General features: G+C 65.9%; 19 protein-coding genes. 9 read left to right on the top strand and 10 right to left on the bottom strand.

Annotated elements, in window-relative coordinates; genetic code table 11:
* Nucleotides 1–22: 22 nt before the first annotated feature.
* Nucleotides 23–1,168 (top strand): CaiB/BaiF CoA transferase family protein, encoded by a 1,146-nt coding sequence (locus AB4Z16_RS16640; protein WP_441512465.1) that lies wholly within the window; start codon nucleotides 23–25, stop codon nucleotides 1,166–1,168.
* A 10-nt stretch (nucleotides 1,169–1,178) separates the two neighbouring features.
* Here the strand turns inward: AB4Z16_RS16640 and AB4Z16_RS16635 are convergent, their stop codons facing one another.
* Nucleotides 1,179–1,805, bottom strand: a complete 627-nt coding sequence (locus tag AB4Z16_RS16635; RefSeq protein ID WP_441512464.1) for a glutathione S-transferase family protein — start codon at nucleotides 1,803–1,805, stop codon at nucleotides 1,179–1,181.
* A 113-nt stretch (nucleotides 1,806–1,918) separates the two neighbouring features.
* Between AB4Z16_RS16635 and AB4Z16_RS16630 the strand changes: the two genes are divergently transcribed.
* From AB4Z16_RS16630 to AB4Z16_RS16615, 4 genes are all read left to right on the top strand, one after another.
* Nucleotides 1,919–3,889: a bifunctional 2',3'-cyclic-nucleotide 2'-phosphodiesterase/3'-nucleotidase gene (locus AB4Z16_RS16630; RefSeq protein WP_441512463.1), complete on the top strand. Its 1,971-nt coding sequence runs from the start codon at nucleotides 1,919–1,921 to the stop codon at nucleotides 3,887–3,889.
* A 158-nt stretch (nucleotides 3,890–4,047) separates the two neighbouring features.
* A complete protein-coding gene (locus AB4Z16_RS16625; protein WP_441512462.1) occupies nucleotides 4,048–5,958 on the top strand; it encodes a putative bifunctional diguanylate cyclase/phosphodiesterase in 1,911 nt (636 codons plus the stop codon).
* Between the two features lie 42 nt (nucleotides 5,959–6,000).
* Nucleotides 6,001–7,041, top strand: a complete 1,041-nt coding sequence (locus tag AB4Z16_RS16620) for an aspartate carbamoyltransferase (RefSeq protein ID WP_441512461.1) — start codon at nucleotides 6,001–6,003, stop codon at nucleotides 7,039–7,041.
* A complete protein-coding gene (locus AB4Z16_RS16615; RefSeq protein ID WP_441512460.1) occupies nucleotides 7,038–7,985 on the top strand; it encodes a hypothetical protein in 948 nt (315 codons plus the stop codon). The genes AB4Z16_RS16620 and AB4Z16_RS16615 overlap by 4 nt, the downstream gene beginning before the upstream one ends.
* Here the strand turns inward: AB4Z16_RS16615 and AB4Z16_RS16610 are convergent.
* Nucleotides 7,957–8,694, bottom strand: a complete 738-nt coding sequence (locus AB4Z16_RS16610; RefSeq protein ID WP_441512459.1) for an SIMPL domain-containing protein — start codon at nucleotides 8,692–8,694, stop codon at nucleotides 7,957–7,959. The genes AB4Z16_RS16615 and AB4Z16_RS16610 overlap by 29 nt on opposite strands.
* Nucleotides 8,695–8,907: 213 nt before the next feature.
* Here AB4Z16_RS16610 and AB4Z16_RS16605 point away from each other — a divergent pair, with 213 nt between their 5' ends.
* Nucleotides 8,908–9,453 (top strand): cytochrome b, encoded by a 546-nt coding sequence (locus AB4Z16_RS16605; protein ID WP_441512458.1) that lies wholly within the window; start codon nucleotides 8,908–8,910, stop codon nucleotides 9,451–9,453.
* A gap of 114 nt (nucleotides 9,454–9,567) precedes the next feature.
* Here the strand turns inward: AB4Z16_RS16605 and AB4Z16_RS16600 are convergent, their stop codons facing one another.
* The 4 genes from AB4Z16_RS16600 to ccrA all read right to left on the bottom strand — a co-directional run bounded on the left by AB4Z16_RS16600 (nucleotide 9,568) and on the right by ccrA (nucleotide 14,334).
* The gene (locus AB4Z16_RS16600; RefSeq protein WP_441512457.1) at nucleotides 9,568–11,256 is read right to left on the bottom strand and encodes an acyl-CoA dehydrogenase family protein; all 1,689 of its coding nucleotides are present in this window, start codon (nucleotides 11,254–11,256) and stop codon (nucleotides 9,568–9,570) included.
* Nucleotides 11,257–11,351: 95 nt separating this feature from the next.
* Complete coding sequence (locus AB4Z16_RS16595; RefSeq protein ID WP_441512456.1) at nucleotides 11,352–12,230, bottom strand: DMT family transporter; 879 nt, start codon at nucleotides 12,228–12,230, stop codon at nucleotides 11,352–11,354.
* Between the two features lie 96 nt (nucleotides 12,231–12,326).
* Complete coding sequence (locus tag AB4Z16_RS16590) at nucleotides 12,327–12,986, bottom strand: glutathione S-transferase family protein (RefSeq protein WP_441512455.1); 660 nt, start codon at nucleotides 12,984–12,986, stop codon at nucleotides 12,327–12,329.
* 76 nt (nucleotides 12,987–13,062) lie between these two features.
* Nucleotides 13,063–14,334, bottom strand: coding sequence for a crotonyl-CoA carboxylase/reductase (gene ccrA, locus AB4Z16_RS16585; protein ID WP_441512454.1), 1,272 nt, complete (start codon nucleotides 14,332–14,334; stop codon nucleotides 13,063–13,065).
* A gap of 211 nt (nucleotides 14,335–14,545) precedes the next feature.
* Here ccrA and AB4Z16_RS16580 point away from each other — a divergent pair, with 211 nt between their 5' ends.
* Nucleotides 14,546–14,848: a hypothetical protein gene (locus AB4Z16_RS16580; protein ID WP_441512453.1), complete on the top strand. Its 303-nt coding sequence runs from the start codon at nucleotides 14,546–14,548 to the stop codon at nucleotides 14,846–14,848.
* A 3-nt stretch (nucleotides 14,849–14,851) separates the two neighbouring features.
* Here AB4Z16_RS16580 and AB4Z16_RS16575 read toward each other — a convergent pair whose 3' ends face one another.
* Entirely contained in the window at nucleotides 14,852–15,793 is a 942-nt protein-coding gene (locus AB4Z16_RS16575) for a PLP-dependent cysteine synthase family protein (RefSeq protein WP_441512452.1), read from the bottom strand.
* A 69-nt stretch (nucleotides 15,794–15,862) separates the two neighbouring features.
* Between AB4Z16_RS16575 and AB4Z16_RS16570 the strand changes: the two genes are divergently transcribed.
* A complete protein-coding gene (locus tag AB4Z16_RS16570; protein WP_441512451.1) occupies nucleotides 15,863–16,318 on the top strand; it encodes a MarR family winged helix-turn-helix transcriptional regulator in 456 nt (151 codons plus the stop codon).
* Between the two features lie 15 nt (nucleotides 16,319–16,333).
* On the opposite strand, the gene ubiG is transcribed toward AB4Z16_RS16570, so the two are convergent.
* Nucleotides 16,334–17,095 (bottom strand): bifunctional 2-polyprenyl-6-hydroxyphenol methylase/3-demethylubiquinol 3-O-methyltransferase UbiG, encoded by a 762-nt coding sequence (gene ubiG, locus AB4Z16_RS16565; protein ID WP_441512450.1) that lies wholly within the window; start codon nucleotides 17,093–17,095, stop codon nucleotides 16,334–16,336.
* A 143-nt stretch (nucleotides 17,096–17,238) separates the two neighbouring features.
* On the opposite strand from ubiG, the gene AB4Z16_RS16560 reads away from it, so the two are divergent.
* Complete coding sequence (locus AB4Z16_RS16560; protein WP_441512449.1) at nucleotides 17,239–18,477, top strand: aspartate kinase; 1,239 nt, start codon at nucleotides 17,239–17,241, stop codon at nucleotides 18,475–18,477.
* A gap of 76 nt (nucleotides 18,478–18,553) precedes the next feature.
* On the opposite strand, the gene AB4Z16_RS16555 is transcribed toward AB4Z16_RS16560, so the two are convergent.
* Nucleotides 18,554–21,676: an efflux RND transporter permease subunit gene (locus AB4Z16_RS16555; RefSeq protein WP_441512448.1), complete on the bottom strand. Its 3,123-nt coding sequence runs from the start codon at nucleotides 21,674–21,676 to the stop codon at nucleotides 18,554–18,556.
* Nucleotides 21,673–22,863: an efflux RND transporter periplasmic adaptor subunit gene (locus AB4Z16_RS16550; RefSeq protein WP_441512447.1), complete on the bottom strand. Its 1,191-nt coding sequence runs from the start codon at nucleotides 22,861–22,863 to the stop codon at nucleotides 21,673–21,675. Before AB4Z16_RS16550 ends, AB4Z16_RS16555 begins: the two co-directional genes overlap by 4 nt.
* Between the last annotated feature and the right edge of the window lie 13 nt (nucleotides 22,864–22,876).

The raw sequence follows: 22,876 nt of genomic DNA, 5'->3' as shown, positions 1-22,876 counted from the left end.
AAGGATGAGGTCCGGATCGACCATGACACAGGCGCTCGAAGGTATCGTGGTGGTCGCGCTGGAGCAGGCGGTGGCCGCCCCCACGGCGACCTGCAAGCTCGCCGATGCCGGGGCGCGCGTGATCAAGCTCGAACGCCCCGAGGGCGATTTCGCGCGCGGCTATGACGGCTTCGCCAAGGGGCAATCCTCCTATTTCGTCTGGATCAACCGCGGCAAGGAATCGTGCCGCGTCGACCTGCGACGACCAGAGGATCTGGCGCTGGTGGGGGCGATGATCGCCGGCGCCGACGTCTTCATCCAGAACCTTGCTCCCGGCGCTGCGGAGCGTCTTGGCCTCGGCAGCGCGACGCTCCGCCAGCGTCACCCGCGGCTGATCACTTGCGACATCTCCGGCTATGCGCCGGGCACGCCGCACGAGCTTCGCAAGGCCTACGACCTGCTGATACAGGCCGAATCGGGGCTCGCTGCGATCACCGGCACGGCCGATTCCGGTCCCTCAAGGATCGGCATCTCGATCGCCGACATCGCCACCGGCCAGGCGGCCTATGCCGCCATCCTGGAGGCGCTGCTGCGGCGGGCCCGCACCGGCGAGGGTTCCGCGATCGCGCTGTCACTCTTCGACACGCTCGCGGAGCTGATGAACGTGCCCTACATCACGCGCCGGCATGGCGGGATCGAGCCTGCGCGCATCGGCCTCGCCCATCCCTCCATTGCGCCGTACGGCGTCTTTTCGCTGCTCGATGGGGAGGTGCTGATTTCGATCCAGAGCGAGCGGGAATGGCGCGTCTTCGCCCGCGACGTGCTGGAGAGCCCGGAGCTTGCGAGTGATCCGCGCTATGCTTCCAACGTCCTGCGGGTCGGGGCTCGCGCCGCGCTCGACGGCGAGGTTCAGATACGCCTCGGCCAGCGCCGTTTCGCGGACGTCACCGCCGCGCTCGACCGGCATGCGATCGCCTATGGCACGGTCTCGACGGTCGGCGGTCTGATCGCGCATCCGGCAGCCACGGCTGTGCCGGTTCCGACCCCGAACGGCTCCATCGAGATGCTGGCACCGCCGGTCATCGTCGACGGCCGGCGCATCGCGATGCGGCGGGTTCCCGCGCTCGGCGAGCATGATGCGGCGCTGCGGGCGGAATTCGCCGGCGCCGTGACGGCGACCGCCATCTGATCCGCCGCTTTCAAGCGGGCGGGACGAAAGGCTGCGAAACGTCCCGCAACACCGGCAACACTTCGAGCGCGGCGGCATGCGCCGCCAGTGCCGGGATATCCTCCTCCGCGACCAAGCCCGGATGCGCCTCCCTGATGAAGCGCAACGAGACAGCGACGGCGATGTCGGCATGGCTCATCGAACCGCCGAACCAACAGGGAGAAGTGCGGCTCGCCCGGTCACGCTCGAGCGCAGCGAGCGTCGAGAGGATCTGGCCGCGGCAACGATCCGCCCAGACGGCCGAGACCTCCTCGTGAAGCCGCAACTCATAGAACAGGCTGACGGCCTTCTCGGCTGCGCCCATGGCGAGCGCGACGACGCCGAGAATGTGGCGGCGCCTCGGACCGGCACGCGGGCAAAGCGCGCGTTCCTCCCCGGCCAGCTCATCGAGGCAGTCGATGATGCTGACGCTGTCGAACAGGACCTCGCCATCATCGAGCGCCAGCGTGGGCACCCGCATCAGCGGGTTGAAGGCGCGGACCCGGTCGCCTTCGCCGAAAACGGACCAGGGCCGATGCTCGAAGGCGAGGCCATAGAGCGCCAGCGTGATGCCGACACGGCGAACGAAAGGCGAGTCGTACTGGCCGATCAGGATCATGGCGGGCCTCGTTCATCATGTTCCGAAACGACGACGGGGCCTGCATCTTTCCCCTGTCATGGGCTTGCCGCAATGCTACCGTCCTGCTCCGTTGCGCGAAGCGGGAGCAGGGCATGGCACAAGGTCGTCGGGCGCGAGGTCACTATCTCAACCGGCGCGAGACGCTGAAGGCCGGAGCCGCAATCGTCGCGAGCGCCGCCCTGCCCGCTTCCGCCCAGACGCCGGCGCGGCTCAAACTGCGGGTGCTTGAAACCACCGATCTCCACGTCAATGTCGTGCCCTACGACTATTTTCGCGACGGGCCGGACGACACCGTCGGCCTCGCCAAGACCGCGAGCCTGATCAAGGTGGCGCAGGGCGAGGCCAAGAACAGCCTGCTCTTCGACAACGGGGATTTCCTACAAGGCTCCTCGCTCGGCGACTATGTCGCCTACAAGAAGGGGCTGAAGGCCGGCGAGACCCATCCGATGCTCGCCGCGATGAACGCCCTGCCCTATCTCTGCGGCACCCTCGGCAACCACGAATTCAACTACGGGCTGGAGTTCCTCGATCACGGCCTCGCCAAGGCCGAATTCCCGCTGGTCTGTGCCAATGTCGAGCGGGTCGGCGGCGGGACACTGGCCGATGCCTGGCGCCTGTTCGAGCAGAGCTTCGAGGACGAGGCCGGAAACCGGCATGTGCTGCAGATCGGCGTGATCGGCTTCGTGCCGCCGCAGATCATGCAATGGGACAAGGCGAATATCGACGGCAAGCTCGTCGCGACCGACATCGTCGATGCGGCCGAGAAGCATATGCCGGACCTGCTCGATGCCCAGCCCGACCTCGTCATCGCCCTCTGCCACTCCGGCATCGCCGGTGGCGAGCGGCGCGGCATGGAGGAGAACGCGGCGCTGCATCTTTCGAAGGTCGAGGGCATCGACGTCATCCTGACCGGCCATCAGCATCTGGTCTTCCCCGGCGGCAAGGCCTTCGACGACATTGCGGGCGTGGATAACGTCAAGGGCGCGCTGAACGGCAAGCCGGCATGCCAGCCGGGCTTCTGGGGCTCGCATCTCGGCATCGTCGATCTCGAACTGGAGAAGCGCGGCGAGCGCTGGAGAATCGCGGATTTCAAGGTCGAGGCAAAGCCGATCTACGAGCGCACGCCGGACCGCAAGATCGTGCCCAAGGCCAGTGCGGAGCCGGCGATCCTGGCGACGGTGAAGGCCGACCACGAGGCGACGCTCGCCTATATGCGCGAACCGGTCGGCAGCACCGCCTCCCCGATCAACTCCTACTTCGCCCTGGTGACGGACGACCCGTCGATCCAGATCGTCGCCGAGGCGCAGATCGCCTATGCCAAGCCATTGATGGCGCAGACGCGTTGGAAGGACCTGCCGATCCTTTCGGCGGCGGCTCCGTTCAAATCGGGCGGGCGCGCCGGTCCGTCCTTCTACACCGACATCCCAGTCGGGCCGCTGGCCCTGAAGAACATCGCCGACATCTACCTCTACCCGAATACGGTGCAGATCGTGAAAGTCACCGGCACCGAGATCAGGGAATGGCTGGAACGCTCGGCCGGAATCTTCAACCGCGTCGATCCTGCGAAGACCGAGGAACAACCGCTGATCAACCCGGCCTTCCCGGCCTTCAACTTCGATGTCATCGACGGCGTCGCCTATCGGATCGACGTCACGCAGCCCTCCCGCTACGACAATGACGGCAAGCTCGTCGCACCGAATGCGCACCGCATCATCGATCTCGCCTTCGCGGGTCAGCCGATCGACGAGCAGGCCAGTTTCCTCGTCGTCACCAACAATTACCGCGCCTCGGGCGGCGGCAATTTCCCGGGCACAAGGACAACGGTCGTTCTGGAAGCGCCGGACCTCAACCGCGACGTCATCGTCCGCCACATCGTCGGGCAGAAGGCGATCGAGCCGAAGGCGGACGGCAACTGGTCGCTGGCGCCGCTGCCGGCGGGCGTCAACGTCACATTCACGACCTCGCCGGCAGCCGCCGGCAAACTGCCGGCGAGCCTGAAGGCCGAGCCCGCGGGTGAAAGTGCGGAAGGTTTCATGAAGTACCGACTGGAAGCAAAAGCCTGAATACTAAGCGTAATTTGCATAAATTATCGGCGAACCCGCAGAAATCACATACCGTTCCTTAATAGGTTTTTATCGAGAATGGAGCGTTCGTCGGGTCAATTCGGACCTGATGACAGGGCGCTCCCATGATCGTTGATGTTCATGAAAACGACATCGCGATGAAATCCGAACTGGTGGCAGCGCTTTACGCGACACCGGGCACGATTCTCATCGGCACCGTGACCGTCACGGCGGTCATGATCGCGGCCGGGCTTTTGACCGGCAACGACCCCACCTTCTATGCGATGGCCGCCGCCATGGTTGGTATCGGCTGCTTCCGCCACATTTCGCACCACCACTACAAATCCATCCACCTCGCATCTGCGAGCGTCGGCGATATCGACCGCCTCGAGAAGCTCGCGATGGCCGGTGCCTGGTCGACGGCCGCCTTGATCGCAGCCTTCGGTGCCTACGCGATCCTGCGCTACACCCATGATCCCGTCGCGGTGCTAGCGATCGCACAAACCATCGGTTATCTCGCCGGCATATCGGGGCGGAACAGCTCACGGCCGATGATCCCCCGCGTTCAGGTTCTCGCGGTTGCAGTGCCGTTCACGCTGGCCCTGCTCTGGACGAAGGACCCGGCCTATCTGGTCATCGCGCTATCGGTGGCGCTGACCGCCGTGCTGACGTTCTCCAGCGCGCAAGTGATCCATCGGATCTTCCTTGCCCGGCTGCGCTCGATGCGCGAGCTGGAGCATCTCGCCGTCAACGACACGATCACCAGCCTCTACAATCGCCGCGGCTTCATGCGCGAGATCCGGACCATGGCGGCGGCCGGCGGTCCCGTGACGTTGATCTCGATCGATATAGATCGCTTCAAGGGCATCAACGACAGCCTTGGCCACGATGTCGGCGACGCGCTGCTGAAGGCGGTCAGCGAGACGCTGATCGCGGAATTCGAACCCTGCGACATCGCAGCCCGCACCGGGGGCGACGAATTCATGGTCGCGACCACGCGCAGCATCGACGGCGCGACGGCGCTGGCGGCCAGGCTCGTCATGCTGCTCGCGAGCCAACGCTTCATCGGCGGGCGCTACATCACGGCGACGGCCAGCATGGGGATTGCGCCCGCCGGTTGCGCGCCCTCGATCGAGGAGGCGCTGAAATGCGTCGATATCGCGCTCTATCGCGCCAAGCTCGACGGCAGGAACCGCTTCGTCGTGTATACCGCCGCCATTCGCGACGAGCATGAGGACAGCCTGGCGCTCGAAACCGAACTGCGGGAGGGGCTGCGCCGCGGCGAGTTCGAGCTGCAATTCCAGCCGATCTACAATCCGCGCTCCGGCTCGGCGACGCTGGTCGAGGCGCTGCTGCGCTGGAACCATCCTCACCGCGGCATGGTGCGCCCCGATATCTTCATTCCGTTGGCCGAACGGACGGGCCTTATCACCGTGCTCGGTTCCTGGGCGCTCGGAGAAGCCATGCGGACCGCCCAGTCATGGCCGCGCAGCGTCGGGGTCAGCGTCAACGTCTCGGCGCGTCAGTTCGATCATGGCCACGATCTCGTCGGCACGGTCGAGGCGCTGATCCGGATGAACGGCATCGAGCCGGCGCGCCTGACCATCGAGATCACCGAGAGCTCGCTGATCGACGACCCCGCCCATGTCGTCTCCCGCCTGATCGCGCTGCGGAAGCTCGGTGTGCGGATCGCGCTCGACGATTTCGGCACCGGCTACTCCTCGCTGAGCTATCTGGCGCATCTGCCGATCGACACCATCAAGATCGACCAGGCCTTCACGCAGGAAGTAGGCACCTCGCGCAAGGCCGATTCGCTGATGAACGCGATCACCCAGCTCGCACACGACCTCGAACTGCGCCTGATCGTCGAGGGCGTGGAAACGCAGGAGCAGCTCGAAATCATCAAAAAGCATGCCGTCCATGGCATTCAGGGGTTTGTTTTCGCTCGGCCGATGACAGCGGAGGAATTGCTGCCCATGATCGGCACTCGTGTAGCGACGGGACGGACGAGGGCAGGACGCTCACGCTCCGGCTGGCGCAAGCCGGATCGCTTCAGCCAGTTTGCCTGAAACGCTCCGGCTGCAGACGCCCGCGCGAGCCGGAGGCCTTGGATGCAGCGCCCGAACTATCCGAGCGGGAAGGATCTGCTGAGCGCCGACGCCGTTTCGCGCTTCGACCTCGACGACATCATCGAACGCGCCGAGCGGCATCTGCGCGAGGAGGAGATGGAAAAGGGAGGGCTTCCGCTTCCAGAGCAGCCACCGGCGCCGCGGAGACGCCCGAAGGTGATCGCCACCCTGTTCGACCAGCGCAGCACGCGCACGCGGCTCGGCTTCCAGGCAGCGGCCGCCCGGCTCGGCCACCAGTCGATCGACGCCTACGACACCGATCGCAGCCGCATCGGCAACACCACCGGCGAATCCATCGAGGACCATATCCGCACCGTCGAGCTCTATAGCGACCTGCTCGTGGTCCGCTCGCATCTGGAGGACATGCCCTATCGCGTCGGGCGGCTGAGCTACCTGCCCGTCATCAACGCCGGCAACGGCGCCGACGAGCATCCGAGCCAGGCCCTCGTCGACATCTTTTCCATCCGGCAGATGCGCGGCGACATCGAGACGCTGAGCATCGCCCTGTCGAGCGATACGCGGGCGCGCTTCGCCGTCTCCTTCGTCAAGATGCTGCGGATCTGCCCGCCCAGGCGCTTCACCCTGTGCTGCCTGCCCGACGTGCCGATCAATCCGGCGATGCGCGAGGCGATGACCGTGCTCTCCGACCTCGGTACCGCGGTCGGCACCGTTCACGACATCCGCCACACGCTCGATCATGACGTTCTCAGCATCCAGATGCAGGATATGAGCAAATTCGCGCATGCCTCGCTCGGCACTGAGGCCGTCGATAAGGAAAAAGAGAGCGAGCCCTTCACCCTCACCGCCCGCAAGATCCTGGATGCCCGCTCTGACACTCTGATCCTCAACCCTCTCCCGCGCTTCTCGGAGCTCGACCCCTCATGCGACAGCCTTCCGAACGCAGGCTATTTCCGCCAGGTTCAGCTTTCGGTGCCGATGCGGATGGCCATCCTGGAGCGCATGCTGCTGGGCATTCCCTGGACCGGCCAGGCCGACAATTTCCGGCGTTCTTCGGGTGGATGAGCGCCTATCTCGCCTCCTACCTCGCCATCGCCGTGTCGATCCGCCTTCTCGCGGGCTATCTCACCATCATCGAAATCGGCCTGCTGCGCTCGATCGGCAGCCTGGCCATCGCCGGCTCGATCGTCTGGGCGAGCGGCAGCGGCCGGCAGCACGGCTTTCTGCCCGCGAAGCCGCGCGACGACATCCTCCGCAGCGTGCTGCATCTGGCCGGCTCGCTGGCGCTGATCTGGAGCCTGTCGCATCTGCCGCTGGCGCTGGTCACCACCATCGAGTTCACCGGGCCGCTTTTCGCGGGAGTGCTGCTGTTCCTGACGCTTCGCCGGCGACCGGGTACGGTCCCCGCGCTGGGCCTGGCGCTCCTCGCGAGCGGCATCAGCCTGTTGCTGCTGAAGCTGAATGCCGTTCCCAACAGCGACATCGCGATCGCAATCGCAGCCGTCGCCGTCCTGACCACCACCAACCTCATGCTGGCCAGCCTCGCCGCCAATCGCAGCACCTTGTCGATCGTGTTCCTGATGCATGCGATCCAGCTGCCGCTCTACCTGCTCCTCTGGCTCTTCGTCCCGGAGCTGTGGTCGCCGCCGCCGCAGCCCTATCGACTCGCCTTCCCAGCGCCGGAACTGGCGGTGATCGGCGGGGCCGTGCTGGCATTGATCGTCGGCGGCTTCGTCTCGCAGGCTGCGCTGGCCAATGCATCGCGCCACGGCACTCCGCTCCAGCTGTGCAGCGCCGACACGTTGCGCGTGCCGCTGATCACGCTGGCAGCCTATTTGATTCTGGCGGAGCTGCCGCCGAAAGATCTGCTTCTGCCGGGACTTGTGGTCCTGTGCGGCGTCATCGTCGCCAGCCTGCCGCAGCAGGCTGGCTCCCGGGTGCGCCGTGGTCTGAACGATATGCCCGGCCGGCTCTCGCGGGTCAGTTCGCGATCTCGAAGACCACGTTGACCTGCGTGCGATAGGCGTTCTCGCCGGCCGCCAGCGGCACGAAGGCATCGCTTGCCGCCATCTTCATCGGCCCGCCATAGGGCATCGGACGCGGCAGGCTCGACTGCTCCTCGATCGTCAGGATCCGGCCGAGCTTGATGTCGGCCGCTTCCGCCAGCGTCCTGGCCCGGGCGACGGCGTCGGCGACCGCGAGCTTGCGCGCTTCCGTCAGCGTCGGCTTGAGATCGTCCTTCACGAAGACGATGCCGCCGCCCTGGTTGACGCCCAGCGTCACCGCCTTGTCGAGGATGGCGCCGGCATCCGCCAGCTTGCGAACGCGAACGGTCAGACCATTGCTGACGGCGTAGCCGGTGATCTTAGGCTCGACATTCCGATCCTTGCCCGGCTGGGCGAAGCGCGGCTGGATGCTCAGGCCCGAAGTCTGCAGGTCGCGCTCGGCGATACCAGCCTCCTTCAGCGCCGCCAGCACCTGCTTCATCGCCTCGCTGCTGGCGGTGAGCGCGGCGCGCGCCGTCTCGCCCTCACGCAGCACCGTCAGGTTGAGGATCGCCATGTCGGGCGCAACGCTGACCTCGCCCTCACCCGTCACGCTGATGCGCGCAGGCTGCTGGCCGGGCGGGTTCTGCTGGGCCATCGCAGGGGCGGAGAGCAATGCGGCTGCGCCGACAAGCACGGTCCCGGCCAGAGCGAAGGCAAGGCGGTTCGACATGATGACTCCTCGTTCACGCCCGGCCTCCGTGGCCGGGCGCATCATCCGAGCAGGGACATCTTGTCGAAATTATCACGACGAGGCCCGCAAACCCCGCGGATGGAGCGTCCGGGAGGGCCGGGATGACGAAGCGCGAAGATGGACGAATTGTAACTTTGATCTGATACGCAGCTCTCCTACATTGTAGCGATTCTAATCTAGGAGAGAGTGCCTTTGACCTCCGTCCCGATCGCCGCTCGAGAATCCTATGACCCAATCGCGCGGTTTCTCCACTGGTCGATGGCGCTCCTGATCGTCCTGGCCTTCCTGCTCGGACTGACGATCGATGCCTTCCCCAGCACCTGGAAACGGGCAGCGATGGAGAGTCACAAGGCCATCGGCATCCTGCTGATCGTCTTGCTGGTCGCGCGCTGCGGGTGGCGTCTGACACATCGCCCGCCCGAACCGGAAGCGTCGTCGCCTCTCCTCGCGGTCGCGGCGCGCCTCGGTCATGCCGGCTTGTACGTGCTGATGCTCGTCGTCCCGGTGATCGGCCTCGTCTATGCGATCAAACGCGGGCAAGGGCTCGATCTCGGCCTGTTCAGCATCCCGCCCCTGGCTGCGCCCGCACCGCGCGCCGAGACGCGGCCCATTCGCGAATGGCATGAATGGGCATCATATACGCTCATCGCGCTGGCGGTGCTGCATGCGGTCGCCGCGCTCTGGCATCATACGGTCCGCCGGGACGATACGCTTCGCCGCATGTTGCCGCTTCGGTAAGGAGCCCCCCGCCCCCCCGCGCGCCCTATCGACATAAAGCGCCGATCTATCCCGTCGTCCGGGCATCGGATTTTCCGAACAGTGGCTTCCACTTTTCAGTCCGATGCTCTGACGTCACCCTTCCACCAGCCGGCGCGCGATGACCTGCGCCTGGATCTCGGCGGCGCCCTCGAAGATGTTGAGGATGCGGGCGTCGCAGAGCACGCGGCTCACCGGATATTCCAGCGCGAAGCCGTTGCCGCCATGGATCTGCAGGGCGTTGTCGGCCGCCGCCCAGGCGACGCGGGCGCCCAAGAGCTTGGCCATGCCGGCCTCGAGGTCGCAACGCCGCTCGGCATCCTTCTCGCGGGCGGCGAAATAGGTGAGCTGGCGCGCGATCAGGATCTCGGCCGCCATCATGGCGAGCTTGTCGGCGACGCGCGGGAAGGCGATCAGCTTCTTGCCGAACTGGATGCGCTCCTGCGCATAGCGCAAGCCGAGATCGAAGGCGCACTGCCCCACGCCGATGGCGCGGGCCGCCGTCTGGATGCGCGCCGCCTCGAAAGTCTGCATGAGCTGCTTGAAGCCCTGCCCCGGCACGCCGCCGAGCAGGTTCTCGCGCTTGACCGCGAAGCCGTCGAAGGCGAGCTCGTATTCCTTCATGCCGCGATAGCCGAGCACCTCGATCTCACCGCCGGTTAGGCCGGCGACGGGAAACGGATCCTCGTCGTTGCCGCGCGGCTTCTCGGCGATCAGCATCGACAGGCCCTTGTAGCCGGGTTCCGAGGGATCGGTGCGGACAAGCAGCGTCATGATGTCGGCGCGGACGGGATGAGTGATCCAGGTCTTGTTGCCGCTGACCTTCCAGACAGCATCCGCCCCCTCGCCTTCCTGCACTGCTTTGGTGCGCAGCGACGCGAGATCCGAACCGGTATTGGGCTCCGTGAAGACGGCCGTCGGCAGGACTTCGCCGGAAGCGATCTTCGGCAGCCAATGCTCCTTTTGCGCGTCAGTTCCGCCGCAGAGGATGAGCTCGGCCGCGATCTCCGAGCGGGTGCCGAGCGAACCGACGCCGATATAGCCGCGCGACAGCTCCTCCGAGACGACGCACATCGAGACCTTCGACAGCCCCATGCCGCCGAACTGCTCGGGGATGGTCAGGCCGAAGACGCCGAGCTCGGCCATCTTCTCGACGACCGGCAGGGGGATGTATTCGTTGGCGAGGTGCCATTCATGGGCGTGGGGCGTGACCTCCGCGGCGCAGAAGCGGCGCATCTCGGAGCGGATCGCCTCCAGCGTCTCGTCGAGGCCGGGATCGCCGACGCTGTGGGAACCGTCGCTCTGGCTGAACAGGGCGACGAAGCGGGCGCGGTTCTCCGGGGTGTTGCCCTCGGCGATCAGCGCCTCGGCCGCATCCGAGCGGGCGGCTGAAACAGCCTTCTGCGAGAGGCCGAGCGCCGACAGGCGCACGATCTCGCCCTGGCTCATCGGGATGCCGCCAAATATCTGGGCGGCGTATTCGCCGGCGCCGATCCGCAGAGCATAGTCCTCGACGGCGCCGTAGCGCTCCTCGGCCTGAAGGCGCTCGCCATAGGCCTTGAGTTCGCGCAGCGCCGTGACATAGGTCGCAAGCCAGGACAGCCCATGGGCGGCATGCTGCTCCGCCTCGAGCCGAGCCGAGGAAATCCGGCCGTCGACGAGCACTTTCTGCCGCACAGCGGCGACAGCATCCTCGAACAGCCCCTCGAAGCCCGGCAGCGCAGCGGCAATCAGCGCGACCGCATCGGCTCGAGCCTCGGTTTTAGCGGCGGTGTTGGCGCTCATCGTTTCGGCCTCCCTTTGTTGCGACGCAGCATAAGAGGAGTTCCGGTGAAACCGAAATCCTCCTTTTTGCGGAGGAGCCGGCAATGACCGCCAGCCTATTTGCGGCTGGCGAGCGCCACGCCGAGCACGGTCACCGCCATGCCGCCGATCTGAAACGGCGTCAGCGTCTCGCCGAAGAGCATCCAGGCTTCCACGGCGACCAATGCCGGCACCAGATAGAGAAAGGTCGCGATGCGCGAGACCTCGCCGCGGCGGATCATGAACAGATAAAGCCAGATGCTGCCGATCGACAGCACGATGACCGACCAGGCGAGGACCAGCAGCATGGTCAGGTTCCATTCGATCCGCATAGGCTCGAACAGAAAGGCGAAGGGCACGACGATCAGCGCCGCCGCCGTGTATTGGATCGCGGTCATCGTGCGCAGATCCCCGGAGACGATCCGCGCCTTCTGATAGAAGGACCCGAAAGTCACCGCGAACATGCCACCGATATTAATGAGCATCGGTGCGAGCACGCCCCAGAGCGCGGCCGGTTCGACGCCGGCGAGCTGCGGCTCCAGCACCAGCGCAATGCCGAGGAAGCCGCAGGCGATACCGAGCCAGCGGATTCCGGAAATCCGCTCTCCGACCAGGGCCGGCGCAAACAGCGCCGTCAGGATCGGCTGCAATCCCGCGATCAGCCCGGAGATGGCCGCCGGCAACCCGTGGCGCACGGCCCACCAGACACCGGCAAGATAGATGCCGTGCAGCAGGATGCCGGTGACGGCGATGTCCAGCACGGCGCGCCGCCCGCGCGGCCAGGGCGCGCTGGTCGCGAGCGCTATCGCGGTCAGGAGGGCGGCAGCGCAGGCAAAACGGACGACGAGGAAGGTCAGGGCATCGGCATAGCGCGCCGAATAGCCGGCCACCACCCAGCCCGTGGACCACAGGAAGGTGAAGAGCAGCGGCATCGCGCGCAGAAGCAGGGGCGGCATGGGAACCCGCGAGGCAAACGGAAACGGCCGTCTCTAGCCCGGTTCCGCCGGACGCGACAGGCCGTCAGCGCCGCCAGGCCATGCCGGAGCCGCCTGTCAATCCCGGTCCGGAGCGCCCGGCGGGAAGAGCTTGCGGTAGGGCCGCGCCTCGTCGACCGCACGAGCGACGGAAGGCCGGGCCAGGAGGCGGCCCCGATAGGCGCGGGCGTGGCCGAAGGCCGTGTCGATCTCATGAACCCAGTCGGCATAGAACAGTGACGGAGCAGCCGCGCAGTCGGCCAGGGTGAAAGCCTCACCGCAAGCCCATTCGCGCTCGGCCATCGCCTCGTCGAGCCAGCGATAGGCATCGTCGAGCTGCTCGCGCGCCTGCGCCATGCCGTAGGGATCGCGCTCGCCGTCCGGCCGCAGATGGTCGAGGACGATCTTCTGCATCGGCGTCATCACATAGTTGTCGAAAAAGCGATCCATCATGCGCGCCCCAAGCGCGGCCTTGGGATCATCCGGCAGGAGCCGAACCGGCCCCGGATGATGGAGGTCGAGATGCTCGATGATGACGCTCGATTCCGCGATGGTCGCGCCGCGATCAACGAGAACGGGGAAGCGCTTCAGCGGCCAGAGGCCAACCCATTCCGCCCCGGCCTCCGGATCATCCGGACCGAGCACCCGATAGGTGAAGGGCGTCCCGTTTTCGTAAAGCGCGATCAGCACCTTCTGGCTGTAGGACGAGAAGGGATGGGCGTAGAGCGTCAATGTCATGGCTTCCTCCGACCGCTTGTTTTTCGCAAGCAGTCTGTAGCCAAACCGATTTCGCTTTGCAACCGGATACGCGCGCCTAGCCTCCCAGCGCCTCGGCGACATCCTCATAAGTGCGCAGCCCCGTGCGCGGAGCATAGACCAGCACGGACATGTTGCCGGGCGCATGCTCGTTCTTCCACATCTTGTGGTGGGCGAGCGGAATCTTGTCCCAGGGGAAGACCTCGGACATGCAGGGGTCGATGCGCCGGTCGATCACGAACTGGTTGGCGGCGCTGGCCTGCTTGAGATGGGCGAAATGCGAGCCCTGGACGCGCTTCTGCCGCATCCAGACATAGCGGGCATCGAAGGTGATGTTGAAGCCGGAGGTTCCCGCGCAGAACACCACCATGCCGCCGCGCTTGGCGACGAGGCAGGAGACCGGGAACGTCGCCTCGCCCGGATGCTCGAAGACGATGTCGACATCCTTCTTGCCGGTAATGTCCCAGATCGCCTTGCCGAACTTGCGGGCTTCCTTGGTCCATTCGGCGTATTCGGGCGAATTGACCTTGGGCATCTGGCCCCAGCAGTTGAAGTCCTTGCGGTTGATCACGCCCTTGGCGCCGAGGCCGAGCACGTAGTCGCGCTTGGTCTCGTCCGAGATCACGCCGATGGCGTTGGCGCCGGAGGCCGCGCAGAGCTGGACGCCGAAGACGCCGAGGCCGCCCGAGGCGCCCCAGACCAGGACGTTATCGCCCGGCTTGATGGCGTGCGGGGCATGGCCGAAGAGCATGCGATAGGCTGTCGCCAGCGTCAGCGTGTAGCAGGCAGCCTCCTCCCAGGCGAGGTGCCGCGGCTTCTGCATGAGCTGGCGCGACTGCACCCGGCAGAACTGGGCGAAGGAGCCGTCCGGCGTCTCATAGCCCCAGATGCGTTGGGAGGGCGAGAACATCGGGTCGCCGCCATTGCACTCCTCGTCGTCGCCATCGTCCTGGTTGCAGTGAACGATGACCTCGTCGCCGACCTTCCAGCGCTTCACCTTGGAACCGACGGCCCAGACGATGCCGGCGCAATCCGAACCTGCGACGTGGAAGGGAGCCTTGTGGACGTCGAAGGGTGAGATCGGCTGGCCGAGGCCGGCCCAGATGCCGTTGTAATTGACGCCGCCCGCCATCACGAGGAGCAGCACCTCCTCCTCGCCAATCGTCCAGGTCGGCACGACCTCGACCTGGAAGCTCTCCTGCGGCGGCCCGTGGCGCTCGCGCCGGATGGCCCAGGCGTACATCTTTTCCGGGACATGGCCCAGCGGCGGCAGTTCGTCGAGTTCGTAGAGATCCTTGAGCGGATTAACGGCGGCCTGCGACTGCGACATGGTCGTCCTCCCTGCTCTCATCCGTCCTTGACTGAGCCTGGGCGCGTCCTGCGGATGTGGGTGCCGATCATGCACCATATGCTGCGCTGCGCCATTGATCTAAGGAATTACACCGCGGCGCAAAATTCCCTGCCTCAGCCAGCCGGAGCGCTTGCGTTTTCTTCACGCTTCCAGGCGATCTTCGGTGCCGGCGCGGCCAGGAGAAGAACCCATGCGCAGTCTGCTGATGATGGTCGGCCTGCCTGATCTGCCGATGCTTTCCGTCATCCTCATCGTCACGATGATCGTTCTGACCGTACTCCTGTTCGGCTGGATTTCCGACCTGCTGCTCGGGAATGCCGGCTTCGGGACGCTCTTTAACGCCGGGCTCATCCTGATCGGCGGCTTTGCCGGGGCGTGGCTGTGGCATCGCTTCGGCGTTCCGACGCGCCTGGACCCCGACGCCTTGCGGGCAGCGATCGCGCTCGCATCGGGCCTGTTCCTGCTCGTGGTCGCGGCCGTATTCAGGCCCTAGACGTCAGTCCGGCAGCGCGGCGGCGAAGCTGTTCAGATACTTCATGCCGGTGTCGCACAGGACGGAGACGATCGTCGCGCCGGCCCCGAGCCGTTCCGCAAGGCGCAGCGCCGCGACGAAGTTTCCGCCGGTGGACGTCCCGCAGAACAACCCCTCCTCCCGCGCCAGCCGCAGCGCCATAGCCCTCGCCTCTTCGGTCGAAACCGGCTCGATCGCATCGACGAGATCGGGCCGCCAGAGCGGCACGACATAGCCCGCGCCGACGCCATCGATCTTGTGCGCGCCGGTCGGGCCGCCCGAGAGCACGGCCGATTCAGCCGGCTCGACCGCGACCAGCGCGACCGACGGCGTCAGCCGGCGAAGCGCCTCCCCGGTCCCACGCAGCGAGGCGGCGGTGCCGACGCTCTGGACGAAGCCATCGATCCGGCCGCCGGTCTGCTCCCAGATCTCCCCAGCCAGCCTGTTATAAGCGGCGAGCTGGTCGGTGTTGCGCATCTGGTCGGTCCAAAAGGCCCCGGTCTCGGCCGCGATGACGCGTGCGGCTTCGATCATGTCCCGCGTCAGCTTCTCGGTCATCCGGCCGGATTCGCTCGGGATGATCGTCAATTCTGCGCCGAGCAGACGCATATGGGTGAGCTTCTCGCGGGCGAAAGCGTCGGAGGTCACGATGTGCAGCCGATAGCCTTTCACCGCGCAGACTTGGGCGAGCGAAACGCCCGTGCTGCCGCCGGTATATTCGACGACGCTGCCACCGGGTTGGAGCCGCCCATCTGCTTCGGCGGCCTCGATCATGGCGAGTGCCATGCGATCCTTCATCGAGCCGGTCGGATTCTCGCATTCAAGCTTCAGCAGAATGCGGGCGCCGTTCTCGGGAAGGATGCGGCGTAGCGGGAGCAAGGTGGTGCCGCCGATGCGGCTCAGAATATCGGCGGGCATGGCAGGCATCGGAAACCTCGCGATCGGCAGGCAGTTAGATGTATATGCAATTATTGTATCTGCATGTAAATTGCTGGCATGCGAAGACTGCACGGATTGCGGGAAGAGGTGCGCCAGTTGGCGGCGAGCTGCGCCGGGCTGACAATCCGGCAGGCCGCGCGGCGCGTGACGCGGATCTATGACGAGGCGTTGAAGGATAGCGGGCTGAGCGTCGCCCAGCTCGGCCTGATGGCGGTGATAGCGACGAACGAAGACGACCGGATGGCGGCATTGGCGGAGCAAGCCGGGCTCGATCCCTCGACACTCTCGCGAAACCTCCGCGCTTTGGAGCGCGACGGGCTGATCGAGATCGCGACTGTCGAGCAGGATCTGCGCCGCCGTGCGGTCTGGCTGACGGAAGAAGGAGTCAGGCGGCTAAAGGCAGCTCTTCCGGCCTGGCGAGGCGCACAGGCTCGCGTGACGGCGACGCTGCCTCCCGATCTCCTCCAGCGGCTTGCAGCGGCCAGCGCCGCGATGGCAGCGCCGGAAGACTAACGTCAGAGCTAAACGTCAGGCCTGGCCGCTGCGGCTGGCGGCGAGCATGTAATTCACGTCCATGTCGCGGGCGGCGCTCCAGCGGCCGGTCAGCGGATTGAAGACCACGCCAGTCTGCGTGCCCAGCGTGAAGCCGTTGCCTTCGATGGCGCCGCCAAGTTCGGCCGGGCTCACGAACTTCTCCCAGTCATGCGTGCCCTTCGGCAGCCAGCGCAGCACATATTCGGCACCGACGATGGCCAGCGCATAGGATTTCAGCGTGCGGTTGATCGTCGCCATGATCAGCAGACCATCAGGCTTCACCGCCGCGCAGCAGGCGGCGATGAAAGCCTCGACATCGGCGACATGCTCGACGACTTCCATCGCCAGCACGATGTCGAAGCGCTTGCCGGAGGCGACGACCGCCTCGATCGTCTCCTCGCGATAGTCGATGGTCAGGCCGCTCTTCTCGGCATGGGCGCGCGCGACGCTGACATTGGTCGGCGCCGGGTCGAGCCCGGTCACCTCCGCGCCGAGCCGAGCGAGCGGCTCCGACAGCACGCCGCCGCCGCAACCGATATCGACCAGAGTCAGGCCTTCAAGCGCCCGCATCCGCTTCGGATCACGGCCGAAATGCGCGCAGGCTTCGTCGCGGACATAGGCGAGGCGCACGGGATTGAACTTGTGCAGGACAGCCATGGGCCCTTTCGGGTCCCACCAGTCGCGCGCGATCGCATCGAAGCGCGCGACTTCGGCCGGATCGATCGTCGATCCCTTTCGCTCAGCCGCAGCCGCCATGAACCCGTCCCTCGTTTATGCGATGCCACATTGACACCGCGCCTGACGCCCGTCATCTACACCCGCCCCGCCGCCAGTGCGAGGGCGACGTTTCGACCCGGCTTTTCCAGCCGGGGACAGCTATCGAGAGCCCGAATACCGTCATGGCCCGTCTGGTGATGAAATTCGGCGGCACCTCAGTCGCCACTGTCGAGCGCATCAAGAACGCGGCGCGGCACGTCAAACGCGAGTTCGACGCCGGCAACGAGGTCGCGATCGTCGTCTCGGCGATGTCAGGCAAGACCAACGAGCTCGTCGCCTGGTGCAAGGAAGCCGCGCCGCTCTATGACCCGGCCGAGTACGACACCGTCGTCGCCTCCGGCGAGCAGGTCACCTCCGGCCTGATGGCGATCGTGCTGCAGGAGATGGGGCTGCCGGCCCGCTCCTGGCAGGGCTGGCAGATCCCGCTCTATGGCTCGGACGCGCATGGCTCGGCCCGCATCGAAGGCGTCGACGGCGCCGGCATCCTCGCCGGCTTCGACCGCAATCGCGAGATCGCCGTCTGCTCCGGCTTCCAGGGCGTCAACCCGCGCACGCACCGCATCGTCACGCTCGGCCGCGGCGGCTCGGACACCAGCGCGGTCGCGCTCGCGGCCGGCCTCAAGGCTGATCGCTGCGATATCTACACCGATGTCGACGGCGTCTACACGACCGATCCGCGCATCGTCCCGAAGGCCAAGCGCATGGACAAGGTCTCCTTCGAGGAAATGCTCGAAATGGCCTCGCTCGGCTCCAAGGTTCTGCAGGTGCGCTCGGTCGAGATCGCCATGACGCAGCGCGTGCCGACCTATGTGCGCTCCTCCTTCGACGACCCCGAAAACCCCAATCCTGGCACCCTCATCTGCGACGAGGACGACATCGTGGAACAGCAGATCGTCACCGGCATCGCCTTCTCCCGGGACGAAGCCCAGATCACCCTCCGGCGCGTGGCCGACAAGCCCGGCGTCGCCGCGGCGATCTTCGGCCCGCTCGCCGATGCCAACATCAATGTCGACATGATCATCCAGGTCGTCTCCGACGATCAGGCGACGACCGACATCACCTTCACCGTGCCGACTGCCGATTACGAGCGCGCCAAGACGCTGCTCGAGAGCAAGCACGATGTGATCTCCTACCAGGAGATCCAGGGCGCGATCGACGTCGTGAAGATCTCGGCGATCGGCGTCGGCATGCGCAGCCATGCGGGCGTCGCGGCCCGCGCCTTCCGCGCGCTGGCCGAGAAGGGCATCAACATCCGCGCCATCACCACCTCCGAGATCAAGTTCTCGGTGTTGATCGACGCGGCCTATACCGAGCTCGCGGTCCGCACCCTGCACTCGCTCTACGGCCTCGACGCCGCCTGAGCATTCCGGACGACGACCTAAAAAAGACGCCGCCGGCTTCACGCGAAGCCGGCGGCGTTTGCGTTTTGATCCGACCTTACTCCGCCGGATGCGCTGCGTGTTCCGGCTCGCGCTTGCCGAAGAACAGCCGGGTCAGCCCGTCCGAAAGCCTGTTCATGTAGAGGAACAGGACGGGCGTGATGAACAGCGTCAAGACCTGCGAGATCATCAGGCCGCCGACAACGGCGATGCCGAGCGGCTGGCGCAACTCGGCGCTCGCGCCGGCGCCCAGCGCGATCGGCAGCGTGCCCATCAGCGCCGCCAGCGTCGTCATCAGGATCGGCCGGAACCGCATGAGGCAGGCCCGGTGGATCGCCTCCTGCGCCGACGCGCCTTCGCGCAACAGCACGAGGGCTACGTCGATCATCATGATCGCGTTCTTCTTGACGATGCCGATCAGCATCAGGAGGCCGATGATGGCGATGACCGAGAGGTCCATGTCGAAGAGCCTGAGCGCCCCGAGCGCGCCGATCGCGGCCGAAGGCAGGCCGGTCAGGATCGTCAGCGGGTGGATGAAGCTCTCGTAGAGGATGCCGAGCACGATGTAGATCGTCAGGATCGCGCCCGCGATCAGCAGCCCCTGGTTGGCCAAGGAATCCTGGAAGGTCTTGGCAGTGCCGGCGAGCGTGGTCGAGAGCGACTTCGGCAAGCCAATCTGCTCCTTGAGCGTGTTGATGCGGTTGACGCTGTCGCCGAGCGCCACGCCGGCCGGCAGATTGTAGGAAATCGTCACGGCGGGGAGCTGGCCGAGCTGGTTGACCGTGAGCGGGCCGGCCGTCCGCTCGACCCGGGCGACGGCACCGAGCGGGACCAACGTGCCGTTCTTGGCGCGCACCCGAATGGCGTTCAGATGCTCGGGCGTCCAGTGCTCGTTGGGATTGAACTCGACGACGACGTTGTAGTTGTCGCCGGTGGTGTAGATCGTCGAGACCTGCCGGACGCCGAAGCCCGAATAGAGGGTCGAACGCAGGATGTCGGCACCGATACCCAGCGCGTTGGCCTTGTCGCGGTCGATCGTCAGCGTCGCCTGCAGGGCGTTGTTCTGGAGATCGGTCGTGACGTCGGCGAAGATTGCACGATCGCGGCTCATCGCATCGGCGAGCCGCAGAGCCCAATCATTCATCAGCGCCTGGTCGAGCCCCTGAATGACGAGCTGGTACTGGCTCTTCGAGGCGCGTGCGCCGATGTTCAGGTTCTGGACCGGCACCATATAGGTGTTGATGCCCGCCACCTGTCCGAGATCGCGCCGCAGCGAGGCGAGCACCTCCTGCAGCTTGGGGCGCTCGTCCAGCGGTTTCAGCTCGACGAAGAGACGCCCGGCGTTCAGCGCGCTGCCGCCACCGCCATTGCCGCCGACCGACGAGGCGACATGCGCGACATAGGGCGACTTGCGAAAGATGTCCGCAACCTCAGACTGCAACTTCAGCATCGCATCGAACGAAATGTCCTGACGGGCTTCGGTCGAAACCTGGAGCTGGCCGATATCCTCCTGCGGAAAGAAGCCTTTCGGCGTCGTCTGCAGCAGCCAGACGGTGCCGGCCATCGTGAGAAAGAACGCGAGCAGCATCAGCGGCTGAAAGCGCAGGCAGAATTTCAGCCCACGGTCATAGCCCGCCAGCACTGCATCGAAGCCCTTCTCCAGCCAGCGGCCCAGCATGTTCTCTTCATGGTGCTCGGAGTAGCCCGAGAGCAGCCGCGAGCACAGCATCGGGGTCAGCGTCAGCGAGACGAAGGCGGAGGCGAGGATCGCGACCGTCACCACCACCGCGAATTCGTTGAAGATGCGGCCGATGACGCCGCCCATGAGCAGCACAGGGATGAAGACGGCGACCAGCGACAGCGAGATGGAGATAATGGTGAAGCCGATCTCGCCGGCGCCCTTCAGGGACGCCTCATAGGCCGAAAGCCCATCCTCCTCCATGTGCCGGACGATGTTCTCCAGCATGACGATGGCGTCGTCGACCACCAGGCCGACCGAGAGGGTCAGCCCGAGCAGCGAGATGTTGTCGATCGAAAAATCCAGCATGTACATCGCGGCCAGCGTCGCGATGATCGAGATCGGCACCGCCACGGCGGGGATGAAGGTCGCGGCGATCCGGCGCAGGAAAACGAAGATCACCATGATCACGAGCGCGATGGTGAGCAGCAGCGTGAACTGCACATCCTCCACCGCCTGGCGGATCGAGGTCGAGCGGTCGTTGAGCAGGGAGAGCCCGGCTGCGGCCGGCAGCTGTTCCTGGAAGGTCGGGATCATCGCCTTGACGCGATCGACGACTTCGACGGTGTTCGCGTCGGGCTGGCGTTGCACCGCCAGGACAATCGCCGGCATGCCGTCATAGGTGCTGCGGGTCTGGGTGTTCTCGACGGAGTCGATCACCTTGGCGACGTCGCCCAGCCGGACCGGCTTGCCGGAGCGCGTCGCGATGATGACGTTGGAAAACTGGGCGGCATTGGCGAGCTGGGTCTGCGCCTGGATGGTGAGCTGCTGGGCCGTGTTCTGGAGGGTGCCGACCGGCGTGTTGGCATTCGCGGCCGTGATCGCAAGTTGCAATTCGTCGAGGCCGATGCCGCGCGCCGCCAGCGCGGTCGGGTCGATCTGGATGCGGACCGCGTATTTCTGGCTGCCCCAGATCAGCACCTGGGCAACGCCTTCCACGGTGGACAGCGCCGGCGAGATGACCTGCTGGGCGAAGGCGTCCAGCTGCGACAGCGGCACGACATCGCTCTTCAGCGCCATCAGGATGATCGGCGCGTCAGCCGGGTTCACCTTGCGATAGCTCGGCGGCGTCGTCATCTCGATCGGCAATTGCCGGAGGGTGCGGGTGATCGCGGCCTGCACGTCGGCGGCGGCGGCGTCGATGTCGCGGTTCAGCACGAACTGGATGGCGATCGAGGTCGCGCCCTGCGAGTTCGTGGTCGAGATCGAGTCGATGCCGGCGATGGTGCCGAACTGCTTGACCAGCGGCGTCGCGATCGAGGTCGCCATGGTGTCCGGCGAGGCGCCGGGAAGCTGGGCGGAGACGTTGATGACCGGAAATTCGGCGCGCGGCAGCGCTGCGACCGGCAGGAAACGCCAGGCGAACAGGCCCGCCAGCACCAGCGAGACCGACATCAGGATGGTGGCGACCGGATGCCTGATGCAGAAGGAGGAAATGTTCATGAGCGCGCGCCCTCGGCCACCGGCGTGCTGGCCGGCGGCTTCTCGCTCGTTGCGGCGCGCTCGCGCACCCGCGTCCCCTGCTTCAGCCGCATCTGGCCGTCAATGACGACTCGCTCCCCCGGAGCGATCCCCTCGGACACCGCCGTCTTGTCGCCATCGCTCAGCGCGACCTTGATCTGACGCAGATCGACGGTCGAGTCAGGCTTCACCACGAAGGCATAGGGGCCCTTCTGCCCGGTCTGAACCGCCACCGTCGGAATCACGGCGATGCCCATCAGCGTTTCCGGGACGATCTCGACATCGACATACTGGCCGGGCCAGAGCGTGAGATCGTCATTGGCGAAGGCTGCCTTGGCCGTGATCGTTCCCGATGTCATGTCGACGGTCGAATCGACGAAGTTGAGCTTGCCTTCCGCCGGCGGACGGCCGGTATTCGGCACGCGGGCCGTCACCGCTATCGGTTTGGCGGCCGCGAGCGCGGCCTGCAGGGTCGGCAGCTCATGCTCCGGCATGGCGAAGGTCACGCGCAGCGGCTTCATCTGGGTGATGGTCAGCAGGCCCGTGCCGCTATTGTTGTTGCTGGCGTTGACGAGATTGCCCGGCGTGACCTGGACGGCGCCGATACGTCCGTCGATGGGGGCCGTGATCCGCGTATAGCTCAGCTTCAACCGGTCCGCGTCGAGCGTTGCATGGTCGCCCTGGATGCTGGCGGCGGAGCTGCGCTCGTCGGCGATTGCCTGGTCGACCTGCACCTGCGTGCCGGCATTGCGCGCCAGGAGCTGCTTATAGCGCTCGAGATCGGCGAGGTTGCGCGTATGGGTCGCCTCGTCGCGCGCCAGCATCGCCTCGTCCTTGGCGATCTGAGCCTTGATGTCGCGATCATCGAGGGTGAAGAGCAGATCGCCGGTCTTGACGAACTGCCCGTCTGTGACGTGCTGCTGCATGATCTGGCTGTCGATCCGCGAGCGCACGAGCACGCTCGCAGGCGTCTCGACGAAGCCGATGGCGCGCTTTCGCACCGGGAAATCGACCTGGACTGCCGCGGCGGAGGCGATCGCGACGGGCGCGCCATCTGCACGCCCGCGCGCCGCCTGCGCGTTTTCCGAGCCGTGCGAGCGCCAATACCAGACGCCCGCGGCCGCGGCCGCGACGAGCATCAGCCCGGTGACAAAACCTGAACGCTTCATGTTCGCCCCACTC

The organism is Allobosea sp. TAF32 (assembly GCF_052113585.1).
Classification (GTDB): domain Bacteria; phylum Pseudomonadota; class Alphaproteobacteria; order Rhizobiales; family Beijerinckiaceae; genus Allobosea.
The sequence above is the reverse complement of the archived record's forward strand: the minus strand, read 5'-3'. Positions and strand labels throughout refer to the sequence as shown.